At 63.0% G+C, this 26,706-nt stretch carries 28 protein-coding genes; 14 read left to right on the forward strand and 14 right to left on the reverse strand.

The window, feature by feature from the left end; all coding sequences use genetic code 11:
* Position 1: 1 nt before the first annotated feature.
* Together C5J24_RS00110 and C5J24_RS00115 are read left to right on the forward strand one after the other, a co-directional pair.
* Positions 2 to 814 (forward strand): aldo/keto reductase, encoded by an 813-nt coding sequence (locus tag C5J24_RS00110; protein WP_105414678.1) that lies wholly within the window; start codon positions 2 to 4, stop codon positions 812 to 814.
* 21 nt (positions 815 to 835) lie between these two features.
* Positions 836 to 1,891: an ABC transporter ATP-binding protein gene (locus tag C5J24_RS00115; protein ID WP_105414680.1), complete on the forward strand. Its 1,056-nt coding sequence runs from the start codon at positions 836 to 838 to the stop codon at positions 1,889 to 1,891.
* Positions 1,892 to 1,932: 41 nt separating this feature from the next.
* Here the strand turns inward: C5J24_RS00115 and C5J24_RS00120 are convergent, their stop codons facing one another.
* The 3 genes from C5J24_RS00120 to C5J24_RS00130 form a co-directional block, all read right to left on the reverse strand.
* On the reverse strand, positions 1,933 to 3,003 hold the full coding sequence (locus C5J24_RS00120) for an LLM class flavin-dependent oxidoreductase (RefSeq protein WP_105414681.1): 1,071 nt from the start codon (positions 3,001 to 3,003) through the stop codon (positions 1,933 to 1,935).
* A gap of 88 nt (positions 3,004 to 3,091) precedes the next feature.
* On the reverse strand, positions 3,092 to 3,868 hold the full coding sequence (locus C5J24_RS00125; RefSeq protein ID WP_105414682.1) for an SDR family oxidoreductase: 777 nt from the start codon (positions 3,866 to 3,868) through the stop codon (positions 3,092 to 3,094).
* A gap of 211 nt (positions 3,869 to 4,079) precedes the next feature.
* Entirely contained in the window at positions 4,080 to 5,441 is a 1,362-nt protein-coding gene (locus tag C5J24_RS00130; protein WP_105416515.1) for an amidase, read from the reverse strand.
* Between the two features lie 164 nt (positions 5,442 to 5,605).
* On the opposite strand from C5J24_RS00130, the gene C5J24_RS00135 reads away from it, so the two are divergent.
* Positions 5,606 to 5,908: a hypothetical protein gene (locus tag C5J24_RS00135; RefSeq protein ID WP_105400277.1), complete on the forward strand. Its 303-nt coding sequence runs from the start codon at positions 5,606 to 5,608 to the stop codon at positions 5,906 to 5,908.
* Between the two features lie 6 nt (positions 5,909 to 5,914).
* Here the strand turns inward: C5J24_RS00135 and C5J24_RS00140 are convergent, their stop codons facing one another.
* The gene (locus C5J24_RS00140) at positions 5,915 to 6,769 is read right to left on the reverse strand and encodes a glycerophosphodiester phosphodiesterase family protein (protein ID WP_105414684.1); all 855 of its coding nucleotides are present in this window, start codon (positions 6,767 to 6,769) and stop codon (positions 5,915 to 5,917) included.
* Between the two features lie 205 nt (positions 6,770 to 6,974).
* On the opposite strand from C5J24_RS00140, the gene C5J24_RS00145 reads away from it, so the two are divergent.
* The 3 genes from C5J24_RS00145 to C5J24_RS00155 all read left to right on the forward strand — a co-directional run bounded on the left by C5J24_RS00145 (position 6,975) and on the right by C5J24_RS00155 (position 8,705).
* Entirely contained in the window at positions 6,975 to 7,388 is a 414-nt protein-coding gene (locus C5J24_RS00145; RefSeq protein WP_105414686.1) for a DUF983 domain-containing protein, read from the forward strand.
* Between the two features lie 87 nt (positions 7,389 to 7,475).
* Positions 7,476 to 7,724, forward strand: a complete 249-nt coding sequence (locus C5J24_RS00150; RefSeq protein WP_038589101.1) for a hypothetical protein — start codon at positions 7,476 to 7,478, stop codon at positions 7,722 to 7,724.
* A 123-nt stretch (positions 7,725 to 7,847) separates the two neighbouring features.
* On the forward strand, positions 7,848 to 8,705 hold the full coding sequence (locus tag C5J24_RS00155) for an SDR family oxidoreductase (protein ID WP_105414688.1): 858 nt from the start codon (positions 7,848 to 7,850) through the stop codon (positions 8,703 to 8,705).
* 77 nt (positions 8,706 to 8,782) lie between these two features.
* Here the strand turns inward: C5J24_RS00155 and C5J24_RS00160 are convergent, their stop codons facing one another.
* The 5 genes from C5J24_RS00160 to treZ form a co-directional block, all read right to left on the reverse strand.
* Complete coding sequence (locus tag C5J24_RS00160; protein ID WP_046635001.1) at positions 8,783 to 9,067, reverse strand: hypothetical protein; 285 nt, start codon at positions 9,065 to 9,067, stop codon at positions 8,783 to 8,785.
* Positions 9,064 to 10,392 (reverse strand): NAD(P)/FAD-dependent oxidoreductase, encoded by a 1,329-nt coding sequence (locus C5J24_RS00165; protein ID WP_245446469.1) that lies wholly within the window; start codon positions 10,390 to 10,392, stop codon positions 9,064 to 9,066. Before C5J24_RS00165 ends, C5J24_RS00160 begins: the two co-directional genes overlap by 4 nt.
* A 116-nt stretch (positions 10,393 to 10,508) precedes the next feature.
* Entirely contained in the window at positions 10,509 to 10,682 is a 174-nt protein-coding gene (locus C5J24_RS31680; RefSeq protein ID WP_172723804.1) for a hypothetical protein, read from the reverse strand.
* Between the two features lie 157 nt (positions 10,683 to 10,839).
* Positions 10,840 to 13,380, reverse strand: coding sequence for a malto-oligosyltrehalose synthase (gene treY / locus C5J24_RS00170; protein ID WP_105414690.1), 2,541 nt, complete (start codon positions 13,378 to 13,380; stop codon positions 10,840 to 10,842).
* Positions 13,377 to 15,188 (reverse strand): malto-oligosyltrehalose trehalohydrolase, encoded by a 1,812-nt coding sequence (gene treZ, locus C5J24_RS00175; RefSeq protein ID WP_245446471.1) that lies wholly within the window; start codon positions 15,186 to 15,188, stop codon positions 13,377 to 13,379. The genes treY and treZ overlap by 4 nt, the downstream gene beginning before the upstream one ends.
* Positions 15,189 to 15,374: 186 nt before the next feature.
* On the opposite strand from treZ, the gene C5J24_RS00180 reads away from it, so the two are divergent.
* The 6 genes from C5J24_RS00180 (at position 15,375) to lpdA (ending at position 22,492) form a co-directional block, all read left to right on the forward strand.
* Positions 15,375 to 16,505 carry an acyl-CoA dehydrogenase family protein gene (locus tag C5J24_RS00180; protein WP_105414694.1) on the forward strand — a complete coding sequence of 377 codons (1,131 nt, stop codon included), beginning with the start codon at positions 15,375 to 15,377 and terminating at the stop codon, positions 16,503 to 16,505.
* Positions 16,506 to 16,515: 10 nt separating this feature from the next.
* Positions 16,516 to 17,283, forward strand: coding sequence for an SDR family NAD(P)-dependent oxidoreductase (locus C5J24_RS00185; RefSeq protein WP_105414696.1), 768 nt, complete (start codon positions 16,516 to 16,518; stop codon positions 17,281 to 17,283).
* Positions 17,284 to 17,321: 38 nt separating this feature from the next.
* Positions 17,322 to 18,554 (forward strand): 3-methyl-2-oxobutanoate dehydrogenase (2-methylpropanoyl-transferring) subunit alpha, encoded by a 1,233-nt coding sequence (locus C5J24_RS00190; protein WP_046635009.1) that lies wholly within the window; start codon positions 17,322 to 17,324, stop codon positions 18,552 to 18,554.
* A gap of 203 nt (positions 18,555 to 18,757) precedes the next feature.
* A complete protein-coding gene (locus C5J24_RS00195; protein ID WP_046635010.1) occupies positions 18,758 to 19,771 on the forward strand; it encodes an alpha-ketoacid dehydrogenase subunit beta in 1,014 nt (337 codons plus the stop codon).
* Between the two features lie 3 nt (positions 19,772 to 19,774).
* On the forward strand, positions 19,775 to 21,079 hold the full coding sequence (locus C5J24_RS00200) for a dihydrolipoamide acetyltransferase family protein (RefSeq protein WP_105414698.1): 1,305 nt from the start codon (positions 19,775 to 19,777) through the stop codon (positions 21,077 to 21,079).
* A gap of 15 nt (positions 21,080 to 21,094) precedes the next feature.
* The gene (lpdA, locus tag C5J24_RS00205; protein ID WP_105414700.1) at positions 21,095 to 22,492 is read left to right on the forward strand and encodes a dihydrolipoyl dehydrogenase; all 1,398 of its coding nucleotides are present in this window, start codon (positions 21,095 to 21,097) and stop codon (positions 22,490 to 22,492) included.
* 208 nt (positions 22,493 to 22,700) lie between these two features.
* Here the strand turns inward: lpdA and C5J24_RS00210 are convergent, their stop codons facing one another.
* From C5J24_RS00210 to C5J24_RS00220, 3 genes are all read right to left on the reverse strand, one after another.
* A complete protein-coding gene (locus C5J24_RS00210; RefSeq protein WP_105400896.1) occupies positions 22,701 to 23,387 on the reverse strand; it encodes a metallophosphoesterase in 687 nt (228 codons plus the stop codon).
* Between the two features lie 107 nt (positions 23,388 to 23,494).
* Positions 23,495 to 24,364 (reverse strand): nucleotidyltransferase family protein, encoded by an 870-nt coding sequence (locus tag C5J24_RS00215; protein ID WP_245441036.1) that lies wholly within the window; start codon positions 24,362 to 24,364, stop codon positions 23,495 to 23,497.
* Between the two features lie 112 nt (positions 24,365 to 24,476).
* Entirely contained in the window at positions 24,477 to 24,734 is a 258-nt protein-coding gene (locus tag C5J24_RS00220) for a hypothetical protein (protein WP_105414702.1), read from the reverse strand.
* Positions 24,735 to 24,876: 142 nt separating this feature from the next.
* Between C5J24_RS00220 and C5J24_RS00225 the strand changes: the two genes are divergently transcribed.
* Together C5J24_RS00225 and C5J24_RS00230 are read left to right on the forward strand one after the other, a co-directional pair.
* Positions 24,877 to 25,065 (forward strand): DUF3008 family protein, encoded by a 189-nt coding sequence (locus C5J24_RS00225; RefSeq protein WP_105400291.1) that lies wholly within the window; start codon positions 24,877 to 24,879, stop codon positions 25,063 to 25,065.
* Positions 25,066 to 25,176: 111 nt separating this feature from the next.
* Entirely contained in the window at positions 25,177 to 25,407 is a 231-nt protein-coding gene (locus C5J24_RS00230) for a hypothetical protein (protein WP_105400292.1), read from the forward strand.
* A 290-nt stretch (positions 25,408 to 25,697) separates the two neighbouring features.
* Here the strand turns inward: C5J24_RS00230 and hutX are convergent, their stop codons facing one another.
* Positions 25,698 to 26,216 carry a heme utilization cystosolic carrier protein HutX gene (gene hutX / locus C5J24_RS00235; RefSeq protein ID WP_105414704.1) on the reverse strand — a complete coding sequence of 173 codons (519 nt, stop codon included), beginning with the start codon at positions 26,214 to 26,216 and terminating at the stop codon, positions 25,698 to 25,700.
* A gap of 8 nt (positions 26,217 to 26,224) precedes the next feature.
* Entirely contained in the window at positions 26,225 to 26,572 is a 348-nt protein-coding gene (locus C5J24_RS00240; protein WP_046635025.1) for an antibiotic biosynthesis monooxygenase, read from the reverse strand.
* Positions 26,573 to 26,706: the final 134 nt, after the last annotated feature.

Here is a 26,706-nt window from a genome sequence, read left to right on the forward strand (position 1 = left end):
CATGAGCGACAAGACCATCCCCAGATTGGGCCTCGGCACCTATGGTAGAACCGGCAGCGAGGGCGTCGCGGCTCTGCGGAAGGCCATCGAAATCGGCTACCGCCATCTCGATACCGCGCAGAGCTATGATACCGAGCAGCCGGTCGGCGAGGCGGTGCGCCGCTCCGGCGTGCCGCGCGGCGATTTCTTCATCACCACGAAGGTGGCCGATACCCATCTCGACAAGGCGCAGTTCATGCCGTCGGTCCGCCGGAGCCTCGATACGATCGGCGTCGATCAGGTCGACCTGTTGCTGATCCACTGGCCTTCGCACAGGGACGCTGTGCCGTTCGAGGACTACATGACGGCGCTCGTCGAGGCGCAGCGACAAGGTTATGCGCGCCTGATCGGCGTTTCCAACTATCCGATTGCGTTGCTCGAAAAGGCCCGCGCGCTGATCGGCAAGGATGTGCTCGCCACCAACCAGGTCGAGATCCATCCCTATCTGCAGTCACCGAAGCTCGTCGCCCATGCGCGCAGGATCGGCCTGCGGCTGACGGCCTATCAGCCGCTCGCCAAGGGCGAGATCGCCAACGATCCGGTTCTCAGGCGGATCGCCGAAAAATATGGGACGACGGTCGCGGCCGTGGCGCTCGCCTTCCTAATCGGCGAGGGGCATATCGTCATTCCGGCCTCGGGCAGCGAGGCCAATCTTCGCGCCAATTTCGCCGCCCTCGACGTCTCGTTGGGCGAGGCTGACATGGCGGAGATCCGCAGGCTCGATCGCGGCTATCGCCGCATCAATCCCGAAAAATCGCCCGGCTGGGATGATTGACATCATGAATGGAGTTGACCCTTGGGTTCGGTGACCATCAGACAGGTGCGCAAGAGCTATGGCGCGCTCGAAGTCCTGCACGGCGTTTCGGTCGATATCGCCAATGGCGAGTTCGTGGTGCTGGTCGGACCGTCCGGCTGCGGCAAGTCCACCCTGCTGCGGATGATCGCAGGCCTGGAAGCCATCAGCGGCGGCGAGATCGCCATCGACGGCAAAGTGGTGAATTCGCTCGCTCCGAAGGAGCGCGACATCGCCATGGTGTTCCAGTCCTATGCGCTCTATCCGCACATGACCGTTGAAGCCAATATGGGCTTTTCGCTGCGACTTGCCGGGGCGCCGAAGCAGGAGATTTCGGCTCGCGTTGCGGAGGCCGCCCGGATATTGGGGCTTGAACCCTATCTGAAACGCTATCCGCGCCACCTATCGGGCGGCCAGCGCCAGCGCGTCGCCATGGGGCGGGCGATGGTGCGCAAGCCGAAGGTCTTCCTGTTCGACGAGCCGCTTTCCAACCTCGATGCCAAGCTGCGCGTGCAGATGCGCTCCGAGATCAAGCAGAACCATCATCGCCTGAAGACAACGACGGTCTATGTCACCCACGACCAGATCGAAGCGATGACCATGGCCGATCGCATCGTCGTCATGAACGGCGGCGTCATCGAGCAGGTCGGCTCGCCGCTCGATCTCTATGACCGTCCCGCCAACCTCTTCGTTGCCGGCTTCATCGGGTCGCCGAGCATGAACATTCTCACCGGCAGGCTGGAAAACGGCAGCTTCGCCCTGGCCGACGGGACGGCCATTCCCGCCGCCAACCTGGCGCCGTTCGGCAATCGGTCGATCCATCTCGGGGTCCGGCCGGAGCATCTCCGGCTCGATCCGAACGGCCTGAACGCCGAGATCGTCACCGTCGAGCCGACCGGCTCCGAAACCCAGGTGGTGATGCGGCTCGGGGGTCATGAGGTAATTGGCGTTTTTCGCGAGCGCATCATGAAAACGCCCGGCGAGGCACTGTCGATCGGGATCGACATCGGGCATGTCCATATCTTCGATCCCGAGACGGGCAAGCGCCTGGAGGCCTGAGGAGAGGCCGGCTGCTTCTCGCGGTCGATCGCTGTTGCGCTTCAACGGCGCAAAAGCGGAAGCAGCTGGTCGCCCTGCCGCTTGATCTCCTGGAGATAAGGCGTGTCGGAGAGCACGAAATGGGTGATGCCGAGATCCTCGTATTTGCGCAGCGAACGGGCGACGTCTTCCGCTGAGCCGACGAGCCAGGTGGTGCCGGCACCGCCGCCGCCGAATTTTCCAGGCGCCGTGTAAAGGTTGTCGTCGAGGACGTCGCCGCGCTCGTGCAGTTCGAGCAGCCGGCGCTGGCCGACGGCGACCGGCTTTCCGTGGTCGTTCCAGTTGCCGGCCTTGCCCTTGGCCATTTCGGCGACCTTCGCCTCGGCATCGGCCCAGGCCTGTTCCGTCGTGTCGCGGACGAGGGTGGTGATCCGCAGCCCGAATTGAAGCGGAGGAAGGTCGCGGTCAAGCTGCCTGCTCAGCGCCTTCAGCCGTTCGATCCTCTCCCGCACGCCGTCGAGCGGTTCGCCCCAGAAAAGCTGGATATCGGCTTCCGTCGCGGCCACCCGCTCGGCGGCTTCGGAAGCTCCGCCGAAATAGAGTTTCGGGTGCGTGCGGTCGCCGCGGGGTTGGAGGCGAGGCTCGATCGTAGAACCGGTGACCTGGAAATGCTCGCCCTTGAACGTGACGTTCTCCTCGGTCCAAAGTCGGCGGACCAGCCGCATGAATTCCCTGGTACGAGCATAACGATGCGCCTGATCACCCTCGCTGTCTCCATAGGCGGCGAGGTTATCCTGGCCCGAGACGATGTTGACCCGCACCCGGCCGCCGCTGAGGTGGTCTAGCGTCGCCGCGGCGGAGGCGAAGTTCGCCGGCCGCCAATAACCGGGGCGGATGGCGATCAGCGGCTCGAAGGTGGTGGTGCGGGCGGTAAGGGCGGTTGCGATGGTGAACGTATCCGGCCGGCCCCAGCCGGTGCCGACGAGCGCGCCCTTCCAGCCGTGCTCCTCCAGCGCCTTGGCCTGGCTGGTCAGCGTCTCAAGGCTGTTGTGGTTCTCGGCGGAGGAATCGCCGCGATGGCCGGCTTTGACGTCGTTGGGGATGTACCAGAGGAACTCGGAATTGCTGCTCATGTTATCGACCTGCATCTCTAATGGCTGAATAGGGAAATGAGTGGGAGGCACCGCGTGGCGCACGCCGGCCGGGGTCCGAGAGGTTCCTTCAGACAACGATCGGGTTGAGGGCGCCGTCCATGCCGATCACGACTCCGGTGACGTAGCTCGCCTTCGAAGAGCTCAGGAAGGTGACGACGTTGGCGATCTCCTCGGGCGTCGCCATGCGGCCGAGGGGAATGCGCTGGACCAGTTTTTCGAGCGCCGCCTCTTCGCTGATGCCATGGAGAGCCGCCTCTGCCCGAAGGCCCTCGGTTACCCGTTCCGTTTCGGTATTGCCGGGATTGATGCCGACGATGCGCAACCCGCTGGCGGCGTAAGCGTTTGCAAGGCCGACTGTCGCCAGCATCAGCGCCGCGTTGGCGGCCCCGCCCGGAAGGTGGATCGGCGATGCGACCTTGCCGCCGCCGCCGATGACATTGACGATCACACCCGTCCGCCGGGCCGCCATCCGTTTGACCACCGGATCGATGACGTTGATGTAGGAGAAATACTTGGCGTCCATCGCTGCACGCCAATGGGCCGGGCTAAGGTCCTGGGGCGGTGTGCGGCGCGCAGCTCCCGCGCAGTTGACGAGAATGTCCAGCGCTCCCACGTCAGCTTCGATCTTGTCAACGAGCGTCAGCGCCTCGTTTTCCGATATCAGATCGGCCGTGAAGCCGATCGTGCCGGGTAATTTTGCCAGAGCCGCATCGATGTTCGCCTGGGAACGCGAACAGATGACGACGCGCGCGCCTTCGGACAGGAGGGATTGGGCGCAGGCGAGGCCGATGCCCTTGGAGCCGCCCGTGATCAATGCCGTCTTGCCGTTCAAATCGAGTTGCATGGTGCGCCGCTTTCCTCAAAATCCAGGGGAAGGCTAGGCTCTCGAGGATATTGGAACAAGCAAAAGGCAACTGCCGCGGTCCCGGTTAAGGGGAAACGGTTCCTTTGTTAGCTGCGCAGGGAGGCAACTCTTCCCTGCGGCGCGCGTGGCACGTTTTGCCGGCTTTGCCGAGACACCGATGTCTGCTGGAGCCGATCCGGCTCCGCCGTTCCTACCCTCGGATGATTTCTTCATGGGCCATCGCGGCCTGCAGCAGTGTTTCATCGCAATTGGCATTGGCCGACAGGAGGAAGCCGACCGGCATGTCGGCATCGCCGCTGCCGCAGGGGATGGAGACGCCGCACCAGTCGAGGAAGTTGCCGAAGCCGGTATTGCGCAGCGTCTTGCCGTTGGTGGCAAAGAACAGCTCGTCGTCCTTTTCGAGCGGGGCGATTGGCGGCGCCACATGGGCGACCGATGGCATGGCGACGAAGCGGTCGCCGATCAATGCCTCGGTTTCGGCAATCATCCGGGCGCGGTTTTCGACGATGGCGATATAGTCGGACAGGCTGGTCTTTTCGCCGAGGCGGGTGCGGGCGACGACCCGGTGATCCATCTCCTCGGCATCCGGTCCCGACAGCTTCTCGCGATGCAGGGCGAAGGCTTCGGCGGTGACCATCGGCCCGTATTTCACCATCAGCTTCGGGAGTTCGTCGAAGGTCGGGAAGGCGAGGCGGGTGATCCTGGCTCCCGCCTTTGCCAGCCGCTCGATCGCCGCTTCGAAGGCGGCCACCACGCCCGGCTCGGCGCCATCGAAGACGATATTGGTGGGGATGACGATATCGAGCGGCCGCGCCGGGTGGCGGGCCGTCTGCGGAACTGCGAGCCCGCGCATGGCCGCATCGATCCAGACCGCATCCTGCACCGTGCGGCAAAGCGGGCCGAGCGAATCGAGGCTGGTTGCCAGCGGATAGACGCCGTTCATCGCATAACGGCCGCGGGTCGCCTTGTAACCGACGATGCCGTTGAAACCGGCCGGAATGCGGATCGAGCCGCCGGTATCTGTGCCCATCGCGACGGGCACGAGGCCGGCCGCGACCGCGACGCCGGAACCGGAGGAGGAGCCGCCGGGGATACGCGGCGCATCCTTGCCATGCGGGTTCTGCGGCGTGCCGTAATTGGGATTGATGCCGATGCCGGAAAAGGCGAATTCGCTCATGTTGGTGCGGCCGACCGCGACCATGCCGGCCTGTTTCAGCAGGTCGACGATCGCTGCATCCTTTGTGGCGGGATCTGCCTTCTTCAGGACTTTCGAGCCGGCGGTGGTCGGCAATCCCTCGATGTCGAAGAGGTCCTTCCAGGCGATCGGGATGCCATCGAGCAGGCCGAGCGAGCGGCCTTCCTTCATGCGCTTCGAGGAGCCTTGCGCTTCAGCCATAGCGCGATCCTCGAGAAGCGAGATGAACACGGCCTTGTCGGGGTAGGCCTTGATACCTGAGAGGACCGATTCCGTGACTTCGACGGGGTCGACCCTGCCCATCTGGATGAGCGCGGAAAGCTCGGCGATCGACATCGCTCCAAAGGATTTCGTCACGGCAGTCATTCTCCTCATTCCGTTACTGGCGGGCGACAGATGTATCGGATATTTTGGCAATGGGTAGAGGATTTATCGGTTCGGTTCATGGCATGGAACTTCCCGCATATTCGCGAAGTTCAGTGAGTCCACCGCGTCAGCGGGACATCGGGAAGGATCAGCCCATGAGAAACATTATCGCCACCGTCGGTCTCGTGATCGCGCTTGCCGGCTGCAGCACGGACGGCGGCGGAACCACCGGCGCACTCGACATCGGTCCGGGCATCCGGCCGATCCCCGGCAGCATCACCTATGGCGGCCAGCCGCGCACCAAGCTCACCAAGGCGCCGATCGGCAGCGTCGTGCCGCACGAATTCCGCAACGAACTCGGCCAGCGGGTCGAGGAAAATTACATCATCCAGCCGGACCGCAGTCTCAAGCTGGTCAACCGGCGGGTGTTTCGCGATCCGTTCGGGTTCGACGATTGATGAACTTCAAGCGGAGATGGCCGCCCAGGCACGTTCGGTGGCGACCGGTTCGTCGGTGGTGACCTGATCCGCCTTCAGCGCCATCAGGGCGGAGAAGCTGCGGGCTTCGGCCTCGTCGAACCCGGCGTCCGGGTTCTCGAGATTGAAGGTCCAGGCATCCACCAGCCGGTCGGCATCGTGGCAGAGGCCGATCAGGTCGAGCCCGTCCTTGGCCGCCTGCAACACCAGCTGCCAGGCGAGATAGATGGTGTCCGGCTCGGTCGGGCCGGAGATATCGGCGCGAAGATCCGCCTCGACGGCCTTGAGGCCCTGGTGGCGATAGATTTCCATGAGCTTGCCGGTCGGGTCGATGCCGCGCTTGAGGCCCGGCAGTCTCTGCTTGACGGCGACGACAAGATCGAGATCGGCGCCGCTGACGATGATCGAGGAGCCGGCGCCGCCGAAATGATCGGCGAGGTGATCCATGCCGCGTGCGCCGATCGCCTCCAGTCCGTCCTTCATGTCGAACTGCAGCAGGGCGTCCGGATGCGCTGTTTGAAGCATCGTCGCGAGATCCTCGCTGAGGATCGGCGGATGGCCGCCCTGCAAAAGCGTCAGGCCGCGGATGGTTTCGGGCAAAGCCTCACGGATGAGGCCGTGGCCGGTGGTTTCACCTTCGAGCTCCTCGTCGTGCAGCACGACAAAGCCGCCATCGGCGCGGACGCGCAGATCGAGTTCGCTCGATGCGCCCAGGCGAAAACCTTGTGCCATGACGCCGGCGGAAAACAGCGGGTCCTTGAAGCTGCGGCGCAGGCGATGCCACTTCAGCCGGGTGAAACGGCCCTGATGGGCGATGCCGAGGCCTGAAAATTCTGAAGCCATGAAATACCATCTAAGGTGAAGGGCAGCGATTCGATCGACGCCAGACTATTGTTTTGAAGCTGCCTGCCATAGATCGATGACAGAAGTTTCGTGCCGAACCTCAAAAGCCGAGATTGCGCCCGGCAGGGAACGGCTTGTTATAGAGGTCTGCCGGATAAATATCCGGAAAACACATTTTGTCTCCTGTCACGAAAGGCAGATTTCCATGTCCCATGACGCGAATTGGGCGCCGCTTCCTCCCTATAGCACCGGCCCGCGCGGCCGTTGCCCGCGTTGCGGCCAGGGACATCTGTTCAACGGGTTCCTGTCGATGCGGCCGGCCTGCGAGGTTTGCGGCCTTGATTATTCCTTCGCCGATCCGGGAGACGGTCCCGCCTTTTTCGTCATGTGCTTCGGCTGCATTCCGAGCATTGCGCTTGCGGTCTGGATCGAGACCAGTTTCCAGCCGCCGTTCTGGGTGCATCTGCTGATCTCGCTGCCTTTCCTGTTCCTCACCTGCCTTGCGCCGATGCGGCCGTTGAAGGGCTGGCTGGTCGCGAGCCAGTATTTTTACAAGGCAGGCCCCGGCAAGGTCGACAAAAGCCCGTCACCGCCAAATGACTCACAGAACGGCGGCTGACTTGGCGATAGGATAAGACCGGGCAGGATGATGAGGAACAATCTTCTCCCCAAACCATTCGGCAGGTGACAGTTCAAGGAGCCTGCAATGTCCGATGCCGATGAAATCGAAATGGAAACGCGCCGACGATCGCTCGCGGTCGAGGGGGCGATGCTCATGCTGATCGACGGTCTGGCCGCCCGGGGCACCATCTCTGCGGACGAGGCGGAGGACATGTTGCGGATACTGTCGAAGAGCTCGGATTCCTCTGCGGCACGGGCCGCAAGCTCGCTCCGGATCGTCAATCAACTGAAACGCCTGCGGCGCGGCGACGGAGCAATCACCCCCGGGGCGTGAGCCGGAAGGTGGGGTGGCGTCGCGTTTTCTCCTTTTTTTGATTGTGCATTTTGGTCGGGAACATCTCCAGACGAGGCCAGTTGGGGCGATCAGTTCGCGACCTCGACAACAAGGAAGATTTCGATGGCCCAGTATCCCACTCCGCCGTTTCCCGAACAGCAGCAGCCGATGCCGGGCTTTACCGGGCGCATGGATCCGGTGCCCGATCACGGCGAGCTCTCCTACCGCGGTTCCGGCCGGCTGGCCGGCAAGAAGGCGGTGATCACAGGCGGCGACAGCGGCATCGGCCGGGCGGTGGCGATCGCCTATGCGCGCGAGGGCGCCGATCTGTTGATTTCCTATCTGGACGAAGACGAGGATGCCGAGGATACCAAGCGCCTAGTCGAGGAGGCCGGCCGCAAGGCGGTGCTGGTGCCGGGCGACATCAAGACCGCGGCGCATTGCCGGGCAATCATCGACAAGGCGGTCCAGGAGTTCGGCGGGATCGATATCCTCGTCAACAACGCCGCTCATCAGGCCACGTTTTCCGACATCGGCGACATCAGCGACGAGGAATGGGAACTGACCTTCCAGGTCAACATCCATGCGATGTTCTATCTCACCAAGGCGGCAGTCCCCCACATGAAGCCGGGGAGCGCCATCATCAACACGGCGTCGATCAATTCCGACAGTCCGAGCCCGACGCTGCTCGCCTATGCGACCACCAAGGGCGCGATCCAGAATTTCACGGCAGGTCTCGCACAGCTGCTGGCCGAAAAGGGCATACGCGCCAACGCCGTCGCGCCCGGGCCGATCTGGACGCCGCTCATCCCCTCCACCATGCCGGAAGACCGGGTGAAGGAATTCGGCAAGCAGGTGCCGATGAAACGTCCCGGCCAGCCGGCCGAGCTTGCGACGGCCTATGTGATGCTCGCCGATCCGCTCTCCAGCTACGTTTCCGGCACGACGATCGCCGTCACCGGCGGCAAGCCCATCCTGTAGTTAAGCTCTCCTCCCACGAAAACAGCGGCGGCGTGGGCTCCACGCCGCCGTTCATGTTTTTTGGCGGGTACATTTTCTCAGGTGCGGCGGCCGACTTCCCGGGCCAGATCCTCGAAACAGATTTTGGTGCCTTGCTCGCTCGCCTCGTTTGCCAGAAGCAGGAGCCGGATCGGAAAGGCGATTGCCTTCTGATGGGACGTCGACACGGCGAGCGGCTTGTCGTCGGCAAGAACGGTGCGTTCGGCCACCTGCAGGGCGCTCTGAATGTCGGCATGGGAGACGACACCCTTTTCGACCAGAAGCCGGTTGATTGCGGCAACGGCGAGATAGAGTCCTTCGAGCTGCGGATTGGCGGTGTTCATGTCTCTGTCCTTTGCGTGGAAGACGGAACCGATGTGGCGGCATTTTCATCGATCAGCCGCGCTCCGCGCTGCTGGGTCAGGTAACGCCAGATCCATTGTACGCTAACCAGCAGGCGTTTTTCAAAATTGACGAGCAGGTAGACGTGGACGAGCGCCCAGAGGAACCAGGCGACCCGACCCTTCAGCGTCCATTTGCCAAAATCGAAGATCGCGGCATCGCGGCCGATGACGGCGGTATTGCCACGATTGTGGAACCGGAAAGGCTGGGGCGCCTTGCCGTCCATCAGTCTCGCCCGCAGCGCCTTGCCGAGATATTGTCCCTGCTGCTTGGCGACCTGCGCGAGCGCCGGCAGCGGCTTGCCGTCCTCCGCAAGCCCCAGTGCCGTGTCGCCGATCGCAAAGATATCCGGAAAGCCGGTGATCGAGAGGTCTGGTTCGACCGGAATGCGCCCTCCCGCCTTGCCTTCGATGCGGAGCCATCTGGCTGCGGGCGAGGCTTTGACGCCCGCACCCCAGATGACGCAGCTGGTGCGGAAACGCTGCGAGCCGGCGATGACCTCGTCCCTGGTGACGGATTCCACTGCCAGATTGGTCATCACCTCGACGCCGGCCTTTTCCAGGGCCTTCAGGGCGTATTGGGTGAGGTTGTCGGGAAAGGTGGCGAGGATCTTCGGGCCGGCTTCGATGAGGATGACCCGCATGTGATCCGGCTCGAGCTTGCGAAAATCGCGGGTGATCATGAAGTGGCCGAGCTCGGCGATCGCGCCGGCCATTTCGACGCCGGTCGGACCGCCGCCGATGATGACGCTGGTGAGAAGCGCCTTTTTTTCTTCCGGATCATGGGAAAGCTCGGCCTTCTCGAAGGCGAGCAGCAGGCGCTGGCGGATCAGCCTTGCTTCGTGGATGGTCTTCAGCCCCGGCGCCCAGGCGCGCCAGTCGTCATGGCCGAAATAGTTGTAGTCCGAGCCGGTGGCGATGACGAGACGGTCGTAAGGGACCGAGGTGCCGTTATCGAGCATCACGGTCTTGGCAGCCGCATCGACGCCGGTGACTTCAGCCAGCATGACGTTGATGTTCTTGAAGCGCCCCAGCGTGCGGCGGATCGGTTCCGATATGTCGGCGGGAGACAGTGCGGCGGTCGCGACCTGATAGAGCAGCGGCTGGAAAAGGTTGTGGTTGCGCCGGTCGATGACGGTCACATCAATGGGGCTGTTGCCGAGCGCTCCGGCCGTCGCAAGCCCGCCGAAACCGGCGCCGACGATGACGACGCGTGGTGGTTTTGTTTCTCCGCCCGTCATGTCGTTCTTCAAAATTTCGTCGGCCATATTGCCCCACCCTTTTGGCGGGGCAAGGCCCCGCTTGACGCTCGTTCAACCCACGCCAGGCGCGTTTGTTCCAGCCATGTTTCACCGGAACCTTTTACGCCTGTCGCCGTTCAATTTCACGACATCAAAAGGAGAAAGTCATGAACAGCATCGTTTGGTTGGTCGGCGCGGTCGTCATCGTCATAGCCGTTCTGAATCTCGTTGGGTTTGCTTGATTTATTGAATGGAATCAAACGGAAGCCTTGCTTCCACCTGTAGCGAACTGAAAAGGAGACAGTCATGAACAGCATCGTATGGCTCGTTGGAGCCGTCGTTATCGTTCTCGCCGTCCTGTCCTTCATCGGCATAGGCTGATCGGTGAGAAGCAAAGCTGAAGGATACCGAAAGGGCGCCGTCCGTTTTAGGATCGGCGCCTTTTCCTTGTGAGGCTCTTTTGACGTAGCGGCACTATTCCGCCAGCAGAAGCGCGAAGGGGTGGTCGCCGAACGCCCAGTTGACGGCGATGCGATCCTTGGGATCGACGACCTTGCCGGTGCAGATATCGCGATAGCGGCGGTGCCCCAGCCTTTCGGGCAGAGTTATCTCCGTTTCCGCCCAACGTTCGGACCGCGACGGAGCAAGGCCGGCATGCAGCGCACTGAACACCAGCCGCGGGGCGATGACGATGAAGGCGTCGTCCATGTCGGCGCGGGCGAAGGCGATGATGTTGTCGGCGCGCTTGCCCGACGCTCCGAGAGGCAGATATTCCCCCCGCCGAAACAGGGTCGGCGCCTCCTGGCGAACGCGCAGCAGGGTGGCAATGACGTGCTGCTTCAGCCGGCCGGTCTGCCATTCGTCCTCCTCGGTGGAGGCAAGCTTTTCCTTCTCCGTCAACCGTCGCTGCAGCCTGTCGAAATCCGGCTCGCGGCGATTGTCAGGATCGACGAGGCTGAGGTCGAGGCCTTCGCTGCCCTGGTAGATGTCGGGTACGCCCGGTGCCGTCAGCTTGATGATCGTCTGGGTGATGCCGTTCACCAGGCCTGCTCGGATGAAGGGGCGCAAGGTATCGGTGAAGTCTGTCAGAAAGGCCTGGCTGCTGGGCGACAGAAGCGTGCGGGCGTACTCCAGGACCGCCTTCTCGTAGGTCTCATTTGGATCGCCCCAATTGGTGCGCAGCTTCGCCTCGCGCAGTGCCTTTTCGACATATCCGAGGAAACGCGTCTCCAGCGCCTTGAGGCCTGCCGCGTCTTCGGTGTGGAGATCGTTCGGCCAGGCGCCGGCGAGCGCCTGGTAGAGCATCCATTCGACCGCCGGTTCCGGAGCGGGGCCGTCGTCCAGCGCGCGGACCGCTTGGCTGTTGATCCTGCGCCAGCGATCCACGCCATCGGCCCAAAGGTCAGGGGCCTCGGTGATCGCATAAAGTCGGGCGCGGGCATCCTCACCGCGCTTGGTATCGTGGGTCGAGGTGCCAGACAGGGCGTCGGGTTGCCTTTCCAGCCGCGTCTGCATTTCCGCGTGGAATCGATCGAGCGAGAATCTGCGGGGCAGGGGCTCAGCACCGACCTCATTGAGCGCCAGCGCCATATGCTGCCGGAAGAACAGCGTATCTTCCACGGATTTCGCCATCAGCGGACCGGTGAGCTGCTGGAAACGGGTGCGGAAGATCGACGCGCTGCTGGCTGCGGCCTGCTCGACATCGCCGATGAGGATGCGTTCGAGAAAGGCGAGTGCATCGTCCGGCGGGTTCGGGCCGTTGCGCACCTTGGCCAGAACTTTCGCCAGCATCTCCCGACCTTCGGGTGGAATGCCCTCCCACGTGCCGTAGGTGCGGTAGACCGGGAAGGCGACGAGCAGTTCCCGCAGCGCAGATTTTACCGCCGCCTCCGACAGGGCGGATTCGCGGTCCTCCGTGGGCTGGATCTGCATGGCGATATTCAAGAGCGTCGAAACCTCGCCGGCAAAATTGTTGTCGGCCATCAAGAGCTTCGCGGCGCGGAGTTCGGCTTTCATGTCTATCGGTTGGCCGGTCATCCTTTCATAGGCGCTGCGCAGTTCGTCCAGCTTGCGGCCGTCGACCAGGGCGTCGCTGACGGCTGCGATGAACTCATAGCCGGTCGTGCCGGAGATCGGCCAGTCTGCCGGGATCTGTTCGCCTTCTCCGAGGATCTTTTCGACGGTGATATAGCAATCCGGCCCGGCCTCGTGCCGCAGTCGTTCGAGATAGCCCTTCGGGTCGGCGAGGCCGTCGACGTGATCGACGCGCAAGCCGTCCACCTTGCCGTCATGGACGAGTTCGAGGATCAGCCGGTGCGTGTCGTCGAATACGGCGCCATCCTCGACCCGCACGCCGGCAAGCCCGGTAATCTCAAAGAAACGGCGATAGGAGAGTTCGCGCGGTGCATCCCGCCAGGACATCAGCCGGTAGGGCTGCTGGTCGTGCAGTCTGGCAATCGTTGTACAATCGGTGATCTTCAGCACTTCCGTCTCGCGGCCGGCATAACTCGCCGGGGCCAGCGGATAAAACGTGTCGTAATAGGCCAAGGCCGGTTTGCCGGTCTTCGGGTCGCCCTTGAGGGAAATCTCCCCGGCTTCCAGCACCTTCTCGAACGTGTCGCCGAGGAAGGGCAATGTCAGGCGCCTGGTCCAGTCGATATCGAAATGGCGGGCATACCGGCTGTTCTCGCCGTTTTCGACGACATCGCGCCACCAATGGTTTTCTAGCGACGCGGCCATGTGGTTCGGGACGATGTCGAGGATCAGGCCGAGACCCTCGGCCTTCAACGCCTTCACCATGCGTTCGAAACCGTCGCGGCCGCCGATCGCGGGGTCGATCTCATTGGCGTCGGTCACGTCGTAGCCGTGGGTGGAGCCGGTCGTGGCGGTGAAGATGGGCGAGGCGTAGAGGTGGCTGATGCCGAGCCGCTTCAGATAGGGCACCAGTCCGCTGGCGCGATCGAAGGTCATGCCGTTGCGGAACTGGATGCGATAGGTAGCGGTCGGGATCATCATGCGGCGTCTCCGACCGCTTCAAAACGGACGAGCACGGAGTTGGGGGACAGGTCCTTCGCCTGTTCCGGCCACGCAAAGATCATCCTGCCGGGCATATCCGGCAGCGCCTGCGCCTTTTCACCGAGGTTGAGCGCCATCGAGAGCGTGCCTTTTGGAAAAGTCCACGATACGGCAAGGAAACCCTTGTCCGTCCTCAGCACCTTGCCGGAGCGTCCGCCTGCGGAGCCGAGCAGGGGCATCACGATCTCCCGCCGCAGCTTCAGCAACGCCCTGGTAAACTCCAGCCAGTTCTTGCCGTCCGCCGATTTCAGCTTCTTCCAGTCGAGCCTGCAGGCATCGAAGGTCTTTTTGGCATTGGGGTCGGGGACGGTCTCTCCCTCGTGGCCCGCATGCCCTTCGAACTCCTTGCGGCGCCCGTCCCGCACCGCCTTGGCAAGATCGCCATGGAAATCGGTGAAGAACAGGAAGGGGTTGGTCTCGCCATATTCCTCACCCATGAAGAGAAGCGGGATATGCGGCGAGAGAAGCAGCATGGCGAGCAATGCCTTCACCTTGTCGGGGCCGGCAAGCTCGATCAGCCTCTCGCCCTGGGCGCGGTTGCCGACCTGATCGTGGTTCTGGATGAAATCCACGAAGGCGACCGGCGGCTGATCGAGGCTGGACACGCCGCGCTTTTTGCCGGTCTGCGGCGAGACTTCGCCCTGATATGCGAAACCTTCCGCCAGCACCCGCGCCACCAGCTTTTCCGGCTCCTTGGCGAAGTCCTTGTAATAGGCATGCGTCTCGCCGGTCGCCAGCACATGGGCGGCATTGTGGAGGTCGTCGTTCCATTCCGCGGTGAAGAGCGGCGCCTCGCCCTGCTTGTCACGGGGATGCAGGAAAGTGACGTTGCGGCTGTCCTCGGTGGTCAGGTGAATGGCACGCTCGGGGATCTCGGCGCGGATACGTTCGGCGATCTCGATCAGCACGTGTTTGTCGGAGGGGTCGTTGATCTGGTCGATGGCGTCGAAACGCAATCCGTCGAGATGGAATTCTTCCAGCCAGTAGAGCGCGCATTCGGTGATGTAGCGCCGCACCGGCTCGACGTCATAGGCGATCGCGGCGCCCCAGGGCGTCATGTTCTCCTTGTGGAAGAAGGCGGGTGCCAGAAGCGGCAGATAATTGCCCTCCGGGCCGAAATGGTTGAGCACGATATCGAGAACCACCGTCAGCCCGTGACCATGGGCGGCATCGATGAAGGCCTTGAAATCCTCAGGCGGACCGTAGGCGGCATGAGGCGCATAGAGGAGCACGCCGTCATACCCCCAGCCGCGGTTTCCGCCGAAATGGGCGACCGGCATGACCTCGATCATGGTGATGCCGAGGTCTGCCAGATAAGGGAGCTTGTCGATCGCGGCGCGGAACGTGCCTTCTTCCGTAAAGGTGCCGATATGGATTTCGTAGACGACCGTTTCTTCCCAGGGCCGGCCCTGCCATTCCGGATGCTGCCAGGTGTAGCTGGTCGGATCGATCACCAGCGATGGGCCGTTGATGCTGTCCTTCTGGCCGCGCGAGGCGGGGTCGGGCACCACGATGCCATCGGCAAGGACATAGGCATATTCGGCGCCGGGGGTGATGCCGGTGGCGAGCAGCTCGAACCAGCCGTCCTCGCTGCGGCTCATCTCGGTATCTTCGCCGTTCAGCCTCAGCGTCACGGTCTCCTGGCCGGGTGCCCAGAGCCGGAACCGCACCTCGCCTGCGGCGACATATTCGGCTCCCCATGTCTTTGGAAACGCGCGAAACTCGGTGACGGCATTCAATTCCGGCATGCTGACCAGCCCCTGGTTGAGAGAGACCGGCAAACGGTCGAAGAGGCTTCGAGTTCCATTGTGGGGCATAGGCGCAATAAAATTGCGCGTCGGGGTAACAAATAACAAGTTCAAAGGAGTAGTCGCCGACCCGGTTCGGTCCTAATTTAGCACTCATGCAAGCGGTTTCGGGGAGGAGATCAGTGCATGCTGACTGAGGAAGAAGAGCTTATCCGCTCGACTGCCGCGGAGTTTTCCCGGGAGGTGCTGAAACCCGGAGCTGCCGCGCGCGACAAGTCGCACGCGATCGAGCCGGACGTTCTGAAACAACTCGGCGAGCTCGGGTTTCTCGGCATGCGGACGGCGGAGGAATGGGGCGGCGTCGGCTGTTCCTATGTCGCCTACGCCAGCGCGCTGATGGAGATCGCCGCCGGCGACGGCGCGGTCTCGACGCTGGTCAGCGTCCACAATTCGCCAGTCTGCTCCCTCCTCGATATGCATGCTTCCAACGAGCAGAAGGAACGGTTTCTCAGACCGCTCGCCGAAGGCCGCCATATCGGCGCCTTCGCACTGACCGAGGCCGATACCGGTTCGGACGCCGCGGCAATCCGCACCCGCGCCGTGAGGGACGGCAGCGACTATGTCGTCAACGGCTCGAAGATGTTCATCACGTCCGGCAAGATCGCCGGCACGGTGATCATCTTTGCTGTCACCGATCCCGCCGCCGGAAAACGCGGCATCTCCGCCTTCGTCACCTCGACGGATGTGCCCGGATTTTCGATCTCCAAGATCGAGGACAAGCTCGGGCAGAAGGCATCGGATACCGCGGCGTTGATGTTCGACAACCTGCGCATTCCGGAAAGCCAGCGGATCGGGGCGGAAGGCGCCGGTTTGAAGATCGCGCTGTCGGGGCTGGAGGCGGGCCGGATCGGCATCGCCGCCCAATGCGTCGGCATGGCGCAGGCAGCGTTCGACGTGGCGCTGACCTATGCCAAGGAACGCAAGACCTTCGGGAAGCTGCTGCTCGACCACCAGGCGGTCGCCTTCCGGCTGGCGGATGCGAAAACCCAGATCGAGGCGGCCCGGCAGCTCGTGCTGCATGCGGCGAGGCTGAAGGATCGCGGCGAACCCTGCCTCGACGAGGCCTGCATGGCGAAGCTGTTCGCCTCCGAGATGGCCGAGAAGGTCTGCTCGGCGGCGATCCAGACGCTCGGCGGCTATGGCTACATTTCCGATTTCCCTGTCGAGCGCATCTACCGCGATGTCCGCGTCTGCCAGATCTACGAGGGTACGTCCGACATCCAGAAGATCATTATCGCCCGCGGCCTGGCGAACTGAGGAGAACAGGATGCGGATCGAAGGCGGAAATTTTCTGGTGACCGGTGCCGCTTCCGGCCTTGGGCTCGCGACAGCTAAAATGCTTGTCGAAGCCGGCGGTTGCGTGGCTTTGCTCGACCTCGACGAGACGAGCGGTCGGGCAAAAGCCGAGGAACTCGGCAAGGGCACGATCTTCGTGAAGACGGATGTGCGAAGCGGTGAGGCGGTCGAAAATGCGGTTGCCAAGGCGGAGGCCGCCAACGGACCGATCCGGGGCGCCGTCTGCTGCGCCGGCATCGCGCCGTCGGAAAAGGTGCTCGGCAGAGAAGGCGTCCATGCGCTCGAAAGTTTTGCCCGCGCGCTGGAGATCAATACGATCGGCACGTTCAACGTGATCCGGCTGGTGGCACAGGCGATCGCCAGGGGTGAGCCGAACGAGGAAGGCGAACGCGGCGTGCTGGTCGCCACGGCTTCGGTTGCCGCCTATGACGGGCAGATCGGCCAGGCCGCCTATTCCGCCTCGAAGGCGGCGGTGGCCGGCATGACGCTGCCGATCGCCCGCGAGCTGGCCCGCGACGGCATCCGCATGACGACGATCGCGCCCGGCATATTCGAGACGCCGATGATGGCCGGATTTTCCGACGAGGTGCGTGCCTCGCTGGGCAAATCGGTGCCGTTTCCGCCACGGCTCGGCCGGCCGGCGGAATTCGCGCGGCTGGTACGCGACATTATCGAAAACCCGATGCTGAACGGTGAAGTGATCCGCCTCGACGGAGCGCTCAGGATGGCGCCGCGTTGAACGACTGATTTTGACCGGTTCTTTGGGAGGAGAAACGAATGACGGATGGACAGAGACTGAGCCTGCATGTGCCGGAGCCTGAAGTGCGGCCGGGCGGCAAGCCGGATTTCTCCAATGTGCCGATCCCGAAGGCCGGTTCGGTGCGGCGGCCGGAGGTGGATGTCGATCCGAAGGAGATCCGCGACCTCGCCTATTCGATCATTCGCGTGCTCGACCGCGAGGGCGAGGCGGTCGGTCCCTGGGCCGGATCGCTGACCGATGAGGAGCTGATGGAGGGCCTCAAGCACATGATGCTGCTGCGGGTCTTCGACAGCCGCATGCTGATGGCGCAGCGGCAGGGCAAGACGTCCTTCTACATGCAGCATCTCGGCGAGGAGGCGGTCTCCTGCGCCTTCCGCAAGGCGCTTCTCCCCGGCGACATGAACTTTCCGACTTATCGCCAGGCTGGCCTGCTGATTGCCGGCGGCTATCCGATGGTCGAGATGATGAACCAGATCTATTCCAACGACGCCGATCCCTTGAAGGGGCGGCAGCTGCCGATCATGTATTCGGCGAGGGACTATGGCTTCTTCACGATCTCGGGCAATCTCGCCACGCAATATGTTCAGGCCGTCGGCTGGGCCATGGCGTCTGCAATCAAGAACGACACGAAGATCGCCGCTGCCTGGATCGGCGACGGATCGACTGCGGAGTCGGATTTTCATTCGGCGCTGGTCTTTGCGTCCACCTATCGGGCGCCTGTCGTCCTCAATGTCGTCAACAACCAGTGGGCCATCTCGACCTTCCAGGGCGTCGCCCGCGGCGGCTCGGGCACCTTTGCCGCCCGCGGCCTCGGTTACGGCCTGCCGTCGCTGCGCGTCGACGGCAACGACTATCTCGCCGTGCACGCGGTCGCCAAATGGGCAGCGGAGCGGGCCAGGCGCAACATTGGGCCGACGCTGGTCGAATACGTCACCTATCGCGTCGGGGCGCATTCGACCTCCGACGATCCGTCCGCCTATCGCCCGAAGGAGGAGTCCGAGGCCTGGCCGCTTGGCGACCCGGTGATCCGGCTGAAGAACCACCTGATCCGCATCGGCACCTGGAGCGAGGAGCGCCATCGCCAGATGGAAGCGGAAATCCGCGACACGGTCGTCGCTGCCCAGAAGGAGGCGGAGCGCCACGGCACGCTGCATTCCGGCGGCCGGCCGTCGATGCGGGACATGTTCGAAGGCGTTTATGCCGAAATGCCGCCGCACCTGAAGCGGCAGCGGCAGCAGGCGGGGGTGTGAGGGATGATTGTTTTTGATCTTGAAAGACCCCTCCCCAACCCCTCCCCACAAGGGGGAGGGGCTAACCAGGCCTCGCTGTCGCCTGATGTAAAATGGGGCAGTGCCACGAGTCCTCTCCCCCCTTGTGGGGGAGATGGCCGGCAGGCCAGAAGGGGTCTTGCTTCCTCCGATCTCGGTGCCAACCTTTTTCGGGAGGCCCGCCCATGCCGCGCATGACGATGATCGAGGCGATCCGCAGCGCCATGGATGTTTCCATGGAGCGCGACGATGATGTGGTCGTTTTCGGCGAGGATGTCGGTTATTTCGGCGGCGTCTTTCGCGGCACCCAGGGCCTGCAGCAGAAATACGGCAAGACGCGCTGTTTCGACGCGCCGATCAACGAATCCGGCATCGTCGGCGTGGCGATCGGCATGGCGGCCTACGGGCTGAAACCCTGCGTCGAGATCCAGTTTGCCGATTACATGTATCCGGCCTACGACCAGCTGACCCAGGAGGCGGCGCGGCTGCGCTATCGCTCCAACGGCGACTTCACCTGCGGCATCACCGTGCGGATGCCGACCGGCGGTGGCATCTTCGGGGGCCAGACGCACAGCCAGAGCCCGGAAGCGCTATTCACTCATGTCTGCGGGCTACAGGTGGTGGTGCCGTCCAACCCTTATGACGCCAAGGGCCTGCTGATCGCCTCGATCGAAAACCCCGACCCGGTGATCTTCCTCGAACCGAAGCGGCTCTATAACGGTCCGTTCGACGGTCATCACGATCGGCCGGTGACGTCCTGGGCCGGTCATCCGCTCGGCGAGGTGCCGGCCGAGCATTATGTCGTCCCGCTCGGCAAGGCGGTGGTGCGGCGGCCGGGTTCGGCGGTGACCGTGCTCGCCTATGGCACGATGGTGCATGTGGCGGAAGCGACGGCCGAGGAGACCGGTATCGACGCAGAGGTGATCGACCTGCGCACCCTGATGCCGCTCGACCTCGATACCATCGTCACTTCGGTGAAGAAAACCGGTCGCTGCATGGTGGTGCACGAGGCGACGCTCACATCCGGCTTTGGCGCGGAACTGGCGGCGCTGGTGCAGGAGCATTGCTTCTACAACCTCGAAGCCCCGGTCACCCGGGTCGCTGGCTGGGATACGCCTTACCCGCATGCGCAGGAATGGGATTATTTTCCGGGCCCGGCCCGCGTTGGCCGGGCGCTGCGCGACATGATGGAGGCCTGAGACATGGCGGAAAAACTCATCAAGCTGCCGGACGTCGGCGAAGGCGTCGCGGAAGCTGAACTGGTCGAATGGCACGTCGACGTCGGCGACCTGGTCCGTGAGGACATGGTGCTCGCGGCCGTGATGACCGGCAAGGCGACGGTCGAGATCCCATCGCCCGTGGAAGGCGAGGTGACCTTTCGGCACGGCGAGATCGGCGACATCATTGCAACCGGCACCGTCATCCTCAAAATCAGGATCGTGAGCGAAGGCGCCGATGGTGAGGAGGAGCCGGAGATCGAGCTTCCGTTGTCCCAGCCCGAAGCTTTGTCAGTCGAACCGCAGAAGCAATCCGAGCCGGTGGTGGAAAGGCCGAAGCCTGCTCCGGAGGTTATTCCGCAGAGGCCGGCGGCTTCATCTGCTCCGAGGAATGTCGGAGCCCCCCGTGCCGAGGGGGAAAAGCCGCTGGCGCCGCCGGCCGTCCGTCTTCGGGCGAAGGAGGCGGGCGTCGATCTTCGGCAGGTGCCGGGCACCGGCCCGGCCGGCCGCATTACCCATGAGGATCTGGATCTGTTCCTCGACAGCCAGGGAGGCGGCGGGGGTGTCGCTGCCGGGCTGCAGCCGAACAAGGCGGTTCAGGAGGTCAAGGTCGTCGGCCTTCGCCGCCGCATCGCCGAAAAGATGGCGCTGTCGAAATCCCGCATTCCCCACATCACCTATGTGGAGGAGGTCGACATGACCGCGCTGGAAGAGTTGCGGACCCGCATGAACGGCACCCAGAAGCCCGGCCGGCCGAAACTCACCATCCTGCCCTTCCTGATGCGGGCGATGGTCAAGGCGATCGGCGAACAGCCGGGCATCAATGCGCTTTATGACGACGAGGCCGGTATCATCCGTCAATATGGCGGCGTGCATATCGGCATCGCGGCGCAGACGCCGTCGGGGCTCGTCGTGCCCGTGGTCAAACACGCCGAAGCGCGCGACATCTTCGACTGCGCCCGGGAAGTGGCACGCCTAAGCGATGCGGCCAAGAACGGCACGGCCTTGCGCGAGGAGCTCTCCGGCTCGACGATCACCATCAGTTCGCTCGGCGCGATGGGCGGCATCGTTTCGACGCCGGTCATCAACCATCCGGAAGTGGCGATCATCGGCGTCAACAAGCTTGCCGTCCGGCCGCATTGGGACGGGGCGCAGTTCGTGCCGCGCAAGATGATGAACCTGTCCTCCAGCTTCGATCACCGGGTGATCGATGGCTGGGATGCCGCGACATTCGTACAGCGCCTGAAGGCGCTGATGGAAACGCCGGCGCTTATCTTCGTCGAGGAGTGAGGTGAAAGAAGAACAATGAAAGAGATCACCTGCAAGCTCCTCGTCATCGGGGCCGGTCCGGGAGGCTATGTCTGCGCCATCCGGGCCGGCCAGTTGGGGATCGATACGGTCATCGTCGAAATGGCGAAACCGGGCGGCACCTGCCTCAACATCGGCTGCATCCCGTCCAAGGCGATCATCCACGCGGCTGACGATTTTGCAAAGACGGTCGCGATGGCGGCGGGCAAAAACGCGATGGGCATCCGCACCGACAATCCGGTTATCGATCTTGCCAAAACCATGGCCTGGAAGGACGGCATTACCGGCCGGCTGACGCTGGGCGTTGCCGGTCTCCTGAAGAAGGCCGGCGTCAAGATCGTCGTCGGCCGGGCGAAATTCCGGGACGGCAAGACCGTCGCGGTGGAAACCGAAACCGGCGAGCAGGTCATCCGTGCCGAAAACATCGTCATCGCCACAGGTTCGGCGCCGGTCGAATTGCCGATGCTGCCGTTCGGGGGCAAGGTCATTTCCTCGACCGGTGCACTGTCCCTGACCGAGGTGCCGGATAGGCTTGCGGTGGTCGGGGCCGGGTATATCGGCCTCGAACTTGGACTCGCGTTTGCGAAGCTTGGAGCGAAGGTGACGATCGTCGAAGCGCTCGACCGCATCCTGCCGCTCTACGATACGCAGCTTACCCACCCGGTCGCCAAGCGGCTCGCGGCTCTGGGCGTTGAGGTCCTGCTCGGCACCAAGGTCAAGGGCCTGTCTTCGAACGGAGAGGCGCTGCTGGCGGAGACCGGGGCCGGCGAGGAGAAACGCATCGCGGCCGACAAGATCCTGGTCACGGTTGGCCGCAAGCCAGTGACCGAAGGCTGGGGCCGCGAAGAACTGGAACTCGACATAGACGGCAGGTTCCTGAAGGTCGACGAGCAGTGCCGCACCTCGATGCGCGGCATCTACGCGGTCGGCGATGTGACCGGCGAGCCGATGCTGGCGCACCGGGCGATGGCGCAGGGCGCGATGGTGGCGGAGATAGTCTCCGGCAAGCGCCGTTCCTGGGACAAGCGGGCTATCCCTGCCGTCTGCTTCACCGACCCGGAAATCGTTTCCGTGGGCCTGTCGCCGGACGAGGCGAAGGCGCAGGGCCGCGAGATCAAGGTCGGCCAGTTTCCGTTCGCCGCCAACGGAAGGGCGATGACGCTATCGGCGGAGGAGGGGTTCGTCCGCATCGTGGCGCGGGCGGACAACCACCTTGTGCTCGGCATCCAGGCTGTGGGCGCTGGCATCTCCGAACTCTCGGCTGCCTTCGGGCTGGCGATCGAGATGGGGGCGAGGTTGGAAGATGTCGCCGGGACGATCCATGCGCATCCGACGCAATCGGAAGCTTTTGCGGAGGCAGCGTTTAAGGCACTGGGGCATGCGCTGCATATGTGAAGGAAGGGTTTGCCCCTCATCCGCCCTGTCGGGCACCTTCTCCCCGCTCGCGGGGAGAAGGAAATCCGCGGCGCCGTTTTCCATCCATCTCCGGCATTGCCCGAGCCAAGTTGATTGGCGCAGAGGGCGCGTCATATCCCTTCTCCCCGTCAGAACGGGGAGAAGGTGGCGGCAGCCGGATGAGGGGCTATCTCAACAAAGATGTTCCTTACAATTCCAGCAGCGCATACGGTTTGCCCGTAGGCTTCTCGATATGCGAGGCGACATTGTAGACCGGGGCGCCGCCGGGTGTCTTTCCATGATAGGTGCCGCGATGGGCATGGCCGTGGACCACGGCAGAGACTGGAAAACGGTCGATGGTTTCGGCAAGACGCGACGAGCCGAGAAAGGGGTAGATCTCCTCCGGCTCGCCGATCACGGTCTCGCGGATCGGCGCGTAGTGCAGAATGACCATGGCCCGCTCCGAACGAACCTGGCGCAGCGCGTTTTCGAGCCGCATCGTTTCCTCGACGCTTTCGGTGACCATCGCCTTGATGGCCGGCTCGCCAAAGGACCCGAGCATGTGGCGGCCGAAACCGCCTGCGAAACCTTTGGCACCTGCAAAGCCTACGCCATTGATCTCGACGGCCTCGCCTTCCAGCAGGTGGATGCCGGCATCTTTCAGGATATGGGTGACCTCCTCGACGCAGCCGCATTCGTAATCGTGATTGCCGAGCACGCCGACGATCGGGATCGAGCAGGAGCGCAGGTCGGCGGCCAGTATTTCCGCCTCCTTCGGTTTGCCGAGATCAGTCAGATCGCCGGTCAGGACCAGGATATCGGCGGCTTGCGAGATCTCGCTGAAGAGCTCCCTGTAGGACGCCGAGCCGTGCTCCTTGATGTGCAGGTCGCCCATGGCGGCGATCCGCTGCTTGCCGTTCGCCTTCTTCGTGGATGCCTTGGTCGTGTCGGCCTTTCTTGTTTCCGTCTGGGCGGTGTCGCTCTTCGCGTCTGTCGCTTTGCTCACGCTAAGCCTCCTTGGGCCATTTCCTCTTCGACGCCGTCGCGAAGGTCACCTTCGCCGCCGACATCGGCGAAACCCCATTCCTTGACGTCGATCTCGAAATCCACGCGGCTGAACATGCGGCCGCGGCAGATCTTCATCTGCGGCAGCGGCAGTTCGCGCTGCGCCTTCAGGCGGTCGAGCAACTCGTCCAGGAGCCAGTCGGGGACCTTGTCGCGCTCGGTCGGGTAGATCCAGCGAAAATTCAGGAGGTGGATCAGCAGCACTTCCCAATGCACTTCCATATGGCTCAGCAGCCGCTCCCAATCGATCTGGTCATGGGCGCGCAGGATCATGTGGACGATATCGCCTCCGTCATAGCGGTGGCGGAGCTGCACGAAACATTTCGACCAGATGAGTTCAGTCGGCGCGATGATGCGCACCTTGTGGCCGTTCATCTCGATCTGGCGGGCGTTTTCGAACCAGGCATCGCTGATCGGCATGGTGCCGTTCGACGCGGCGAAGATGACATCGAAGAAGTGCCGGCCCTTCTTCACCTTGCCGAGCCAGCGGTCGTCCTCCACCTCGATATGATAACCCTTGTCCTTGAAGTGGGCGAGGATGCGGGCGTAGTCGCCGGCCTTGCAGAAAATGTCGAGATCCTTCGTCTGACGGGTGATGCCCGTATAGGCACTGATGGCAAACGTGCCGGCCAGCAGGAACGGGATATGGCAGTTGGCGAGATCCTCGACCGCTTCGGCGACAAAGGCTTCGGAATCCGCGTCGGCAAGCGTCGGCGCAGCCTTCACCTCCATCCCCGGCATGGTATCGACCGGATGGGTGGCCTTCTCCCTCGGCAGGTTCTGCGCGGCATTCGCTTCAGCATTCATCGAGAATCTCCAAATCTTCAACTCGCGCACCAAATCTTCAACTCGCGCAGAGGAACACCCGGGCATGCCCGGAGGTTCCGCTTCGAATTGTTTGCGAGATGTGGGAGGGGCGTCAGCGTTCGGGATTATCGGCATTGGCCATGGGGCTGGGGCGGCCGTCCGGCTGGTCTAAGTCCTCACGTTCGTCGAGGTCTTCCAGATCGGCTTCCACCATGTAGGTGTCCCCGGCGCCGAGACGAGAGGCTTCCTTGACCGCCTCCTGGTTGGTCATGTCCATCTGCGCGTGAAGCGCGTCTTCGGCGCGCTCCCGGCCATCCGTTTCAAAGCGTTCAGCTTCCTTGTCGTTGTCGATCTTGCGTTCGGCATCCATGGGATGTTCCTTTCATCAAGTTCGGGCCTGTTCCGGCAACGTCCTCTCCATCCAGAACACGCCGATGCCAGAGAGGTTCCGCCGGGCAGGGAACCAAGCATGAGCCTGCGGTGTTGGATGAGAAGTATAACAGGAGGCAGATATGCCAGCGAAATCCAAAGCACAGCAGAAGGCGGCCGGTGCCGCACTTGCTGCGAAACGCGGCGACATGAAGAAGAGCGAACTCAAGGGTGCTTCGAAGGGCATGGAGAAATCCATGAGCGAAAAGCAGCTCGAGGATTTCGCCTCGACCAAGCGCAAGGGCAAGCCGGATCACACCGCCCACCACTGACGAGATGCCGGTTTGCCTCGACGCCCAGATCGGGCTGCCGGTCCGAGACCGGAACTTCCCGGAAAGACGGACGTTCTTCGGAGCGCCCGCCTTTTCGTGGAGGAGAAAGCCATGCCGCCTGAAGAACTCGATGCCACGCTGACTGCCCTGCCGCTGAGGATCGGCGTCTACATTCCCGATGATTTGATGGAAGACTGGTTTGCGCCGGGAACGGGCATGAAGCCGGTGAGCGACGCGGCATTGAAGGCGGCCGAGGCCTATGGCCGCCGCTTCGAATGCGAATTCAAATATTATCCGGAGCGGATGGAAGGCGTTTTCTGGAAATGGGTGCCGGCCCTCTAGGCGGCTTTTAGGCCCGATGAGACCTGAAGATCGTTGAAGCGCGCCGCGCCGCTAAAAGATCGCTTGCCTCTCACAAGCGATCGGTCCGCCTATGGGCGCGGCGGCGCCTCTTTCTCATGACAACCACCTTCAAGGGCGGCACTTGGCTAAACGATCATCACGCAGCCAACCCACTCCGCAAGCCCTGCCACGGCCCTCCAATGCAGGGGAAAACGAAAGGTTCCGCCCGGCAAGTGATTCGGACGGTTATTTTTCGCCCGAATCACCAAAACTCACAGAATCGCTGAGGCTCAGGCGTAACTGTCGCGAAGTGCTTCGAACTTCTGAAGCTGCTCGGCAATCAGTTCGCGCGCGGCATCCCGCTTGACGAAGACCTTGAACATCGCCGAACCCCTGGCATTCATGAACCAGACCGAGCAGGAGCGGCGGCCGTGGAAGGCGCGGTCGACGAAGGTCACGGAGGCGCAGTTCTCCTTCTTGATGTGACCGCCGATCGGGCCGTCGCCGTGGATGTTGAACCAGCCATGGCCTTCCGAACCCATCGGCAGGCTGCCTTCGGCTTCCAGCACGATGTCTTCGGTATGAACGATGAACAGGACTTCGCCCCAGGTGGTCATCTCGGCCCAGATATCCTCGAACTTCTCCTTGTCGGCGATGACCGCCGCGCCCTTCGGCAGGATTTCGAGGATTTCGGCGGGCGTCACGTCGGCCTTGGCGGCGATCGCCTCGACGACGCCGTCGGGCTTTTCCGCCAACGCGGCGAGTGCCCGTTCGCGACGGTCCGGCTTGATTTCGGAAACGGCGTTCATCAGGAGCCTCAGGCTGCTACGTCGGCGCGTACGCCGTTCTTGTCTTCGTGAATGATCACTTCGAAACCTTCGAAATGCGGGCCCGACAGATATTCGACCTTGCCGCGGTTCTCGCCGGCCTTGGCATGGGCCGCGCGGAACTGTTCCGACTTCGTCCAAGCCTGAAAGTCCTCGAAGGTTTCCCATACGGTATGGGATGCGTAGAGGGTGTGATCTTCAGCCTTGGGGCCTTTGAGCATGTGGAATTCGACATAACCGGGCAGCTCCGCGAGGCGGCCCTGGCGGCCGCGCCAGATGGCCTCGAATGCTTCTTCATAGCCCGGCACGACGCGGAATCGGTTCATCGCGATATACATGGATAGTCCCTCACTTAAAGTTTCACTTTCGGCTCAAGATATCTGCGGCCAGTCCCCTTGAAAAGCCTAAAAAACTTGCGTAGTCAACTCAAGTTATCGCCGCCGGCCAGGCGGACCTGAGGCCCTGTTGCGCC

It is taken from the genome of Neorhizobium sp. T25_27 (assembly GCF_002968565.1).
Taxonomy (GTDB): domain Bacteria; phylum Pseudomonadota; class Alphaproteobacteria; order Rhizobiales; family Rhizobiaceae; genus Neorhizobium; species Neorhizobium tomejilense.

What these genes read in the sequence shown, in the direction of transcription:
- C5J24_RS00185 (WP_105414696.1), top strand. Translation starts at nt 16,516, where the DNA reads ATGCGGATCGAAGGCGGAAATTTTCTGGTGACCGGTGCCGCTTCCGGC.
- C5J24_RS00160 (WP_046635001.1), bottom strand. Translation starts at nt 9,067, where the DNA reads ATGAACACCGCCAATCCGCAGCTCGAAGGACTCTATCTCGCCGTTGCC.
- C5J24_RS00145 (WP_105414686.1), top strand. Translation starts at nt 6,975, where the DNA reads ATGTCCCATGACGCGAATTGGGCGCCGCTTCCTCCCTATAGCACCGGC.
- C5J24_RS00155 (WP_105414688.1), top strand. Translation starts at nt 7,848, where the DNA reads ATGGCCCAGTATCCCACTCCGCCGTTTCCCGAACAGCAGCAGCCGATG.
- C5J24_RS00120 (WP_105414681.1), bottom strand. Translation starts at nt 3,003, where the DNA reads ATGAGCAGCAATTCCGAGTTCCTCTGGTACATCCCCAACGACGTCAAA.
- C5J24_RS00125 (WP_105414682.1), bottom strand. Translation starts at nt 3,868, where the DNA reads ATGCAACTCGATTTGAACGGCAAGACGGCATTGATCACGGGCGGCTCC.
- C5J24_RS00150 (WP_038589101.1), top strand. Translation starts at nt 7,476, where the DNA reads ATGTCCGATGCCGATGAAATCGAAATGGAAACGCGCCGACGATCGCTC.
- lpdA (WP_105414700.1), top strand. Translation starts at nt 21,095, where the DNA reads ATGAAAGAGATCACCTGCAAGCTCCTCGTCATCGGGGCCGGTCCGGGA.
- C5J24_RS00240 (WP_046635025.1), bottom strand. Translation starts at nt 26,572, where the DNA reads ATGTATATCGCGATGAACCGATTCCGCGTCGTGCCGGGCTATGAAGAA.
- treY (WP_105414690.1), bottom strand. Translation starts at nt 13,380, where the DNA reads ATGATGATCCCGACCGCTACCTATCGCATCCAGTTCCGCAACGGCATG.
- C5J24_RS31680 (WP_172723804.1), bottom strand. Translation starts at nt 10,682, where the DNA reads ATGCTGTTCATGACTGTCTCCTTTTCAGTTCGCTACAGGTGGAAGCAA.
- C5J24_RS00220 (WP_105414702.1), bottom strand. Translation starts at nt 24,734, where the DNA reads ATGGATGCCGAACGCAAGATCGACAACGACAAGGAAGCTGAACGCTTT.
- C5J24_RS00190 (WP_046635009.1), top strand. Translation starts at nt 17,322, where the DNA reads ATGACGGATGGACAGAGACTGAGCCTGCATGTGCCGGAGCCTGAAGTG.
- C5J24_RS00195 (WP_046635010.1), top strand. Translation starts at nt 18,758, where the DNA reads ATGCCGCGCATGACGATGATCGAGGCGATCCGCAGCGCCATGGATGTT.
- C5J24_RS00230 (WP_105400292.1), top strand. Translation starts at nt 25,177, where the DNA reads ATGCCGCCTGAAGAACTCGATGCCACGCTGACTGCCCTGCCGCTGAGG.
- C5J24_RS00200 (WP_105414698.1), top strand. Translation starts at nt 19,775, where the DNA reads ATGGCGGAAAAACTCATCAAGCTGCCGGACGTCGGCGAAGGCGTCGCG.
- C5J24_RS00110 (WP_105414678.1), top strand. Translation starts at nt 2, where the DNA reads ATGAGCGACAAGACCATCCCCAGATTGGGCCTCGGCACCTATGGTAGA.
- hutX (WP_105414704.1), bottom strand. Translation starts at nt 26,216, where the DNA reads ATGAACGCCGTTTCCGAAATCAAGCCGGACCGTCGCGAACGGGCACTC.
- C5J24_RS00165 (WP_245446469.1), bottom strand. Translation starts at nt 10,392, where the DNA reads ATGGCCGACGAAATTTTGAAGAACGACATGACGGGCGGAGAAACAAAA.
- C5J24_RS00180 (WP_105414694.1), top strand. Translation starts at nt 15,375, where the DNA reads ATGCTGACTGAGGAAGAAGAGCTTATCCGCTCGACTGCCGCGGAGTTT.
- C5J24_RS00210 (WP_105400896.1), bottom strand. Translation starts at nt 23,387, where the DNA reads ATGGGCGACCTGCACATCAAGGAGCACGGCTCGGCGTCCTACAGGGAG.
- C5J24_RS00140 (WP_105414684.1), bottom strand. Translation starts at nt 6,769, where the DNA reads ATGGCTTCAGAATTTTCAGGCCTCGGCATCGCCCATCAGGGCCGTTTC.
- C5J24_RS00225 (WP_105400291.1), top strand. Translation starts at nt 24,877, where the DNA reads ATGCCAGCGAAATCCAAAGCACAGCAGAAGGCGGCCGGTGCCGCACTT.
- C5J24_RS00135 (WP_105400277.1), top strand. Translation starts at nt 5,606, where the DNA reads ATGAGAAACATTATCGCCACCGTCGGTCTCGTGATCGCGCTTGCCGGC.
- treZ (WP_245446471.1), bottom strand. Translation starts at nt 15,188, where the DNA reads ATGCCGGAATTGAATGCCGTCACCGAGTTTCGCGCGTTTCCAAAGACA.
- C5J24_RS00215 (WP_245441036.1), bottom strand. Translation starts at nt 24,364, where the DNA reads ATGAATGCTGAAGCGAATGCCGCGCAGAACCTGCCGAGGGAGAAGGCC.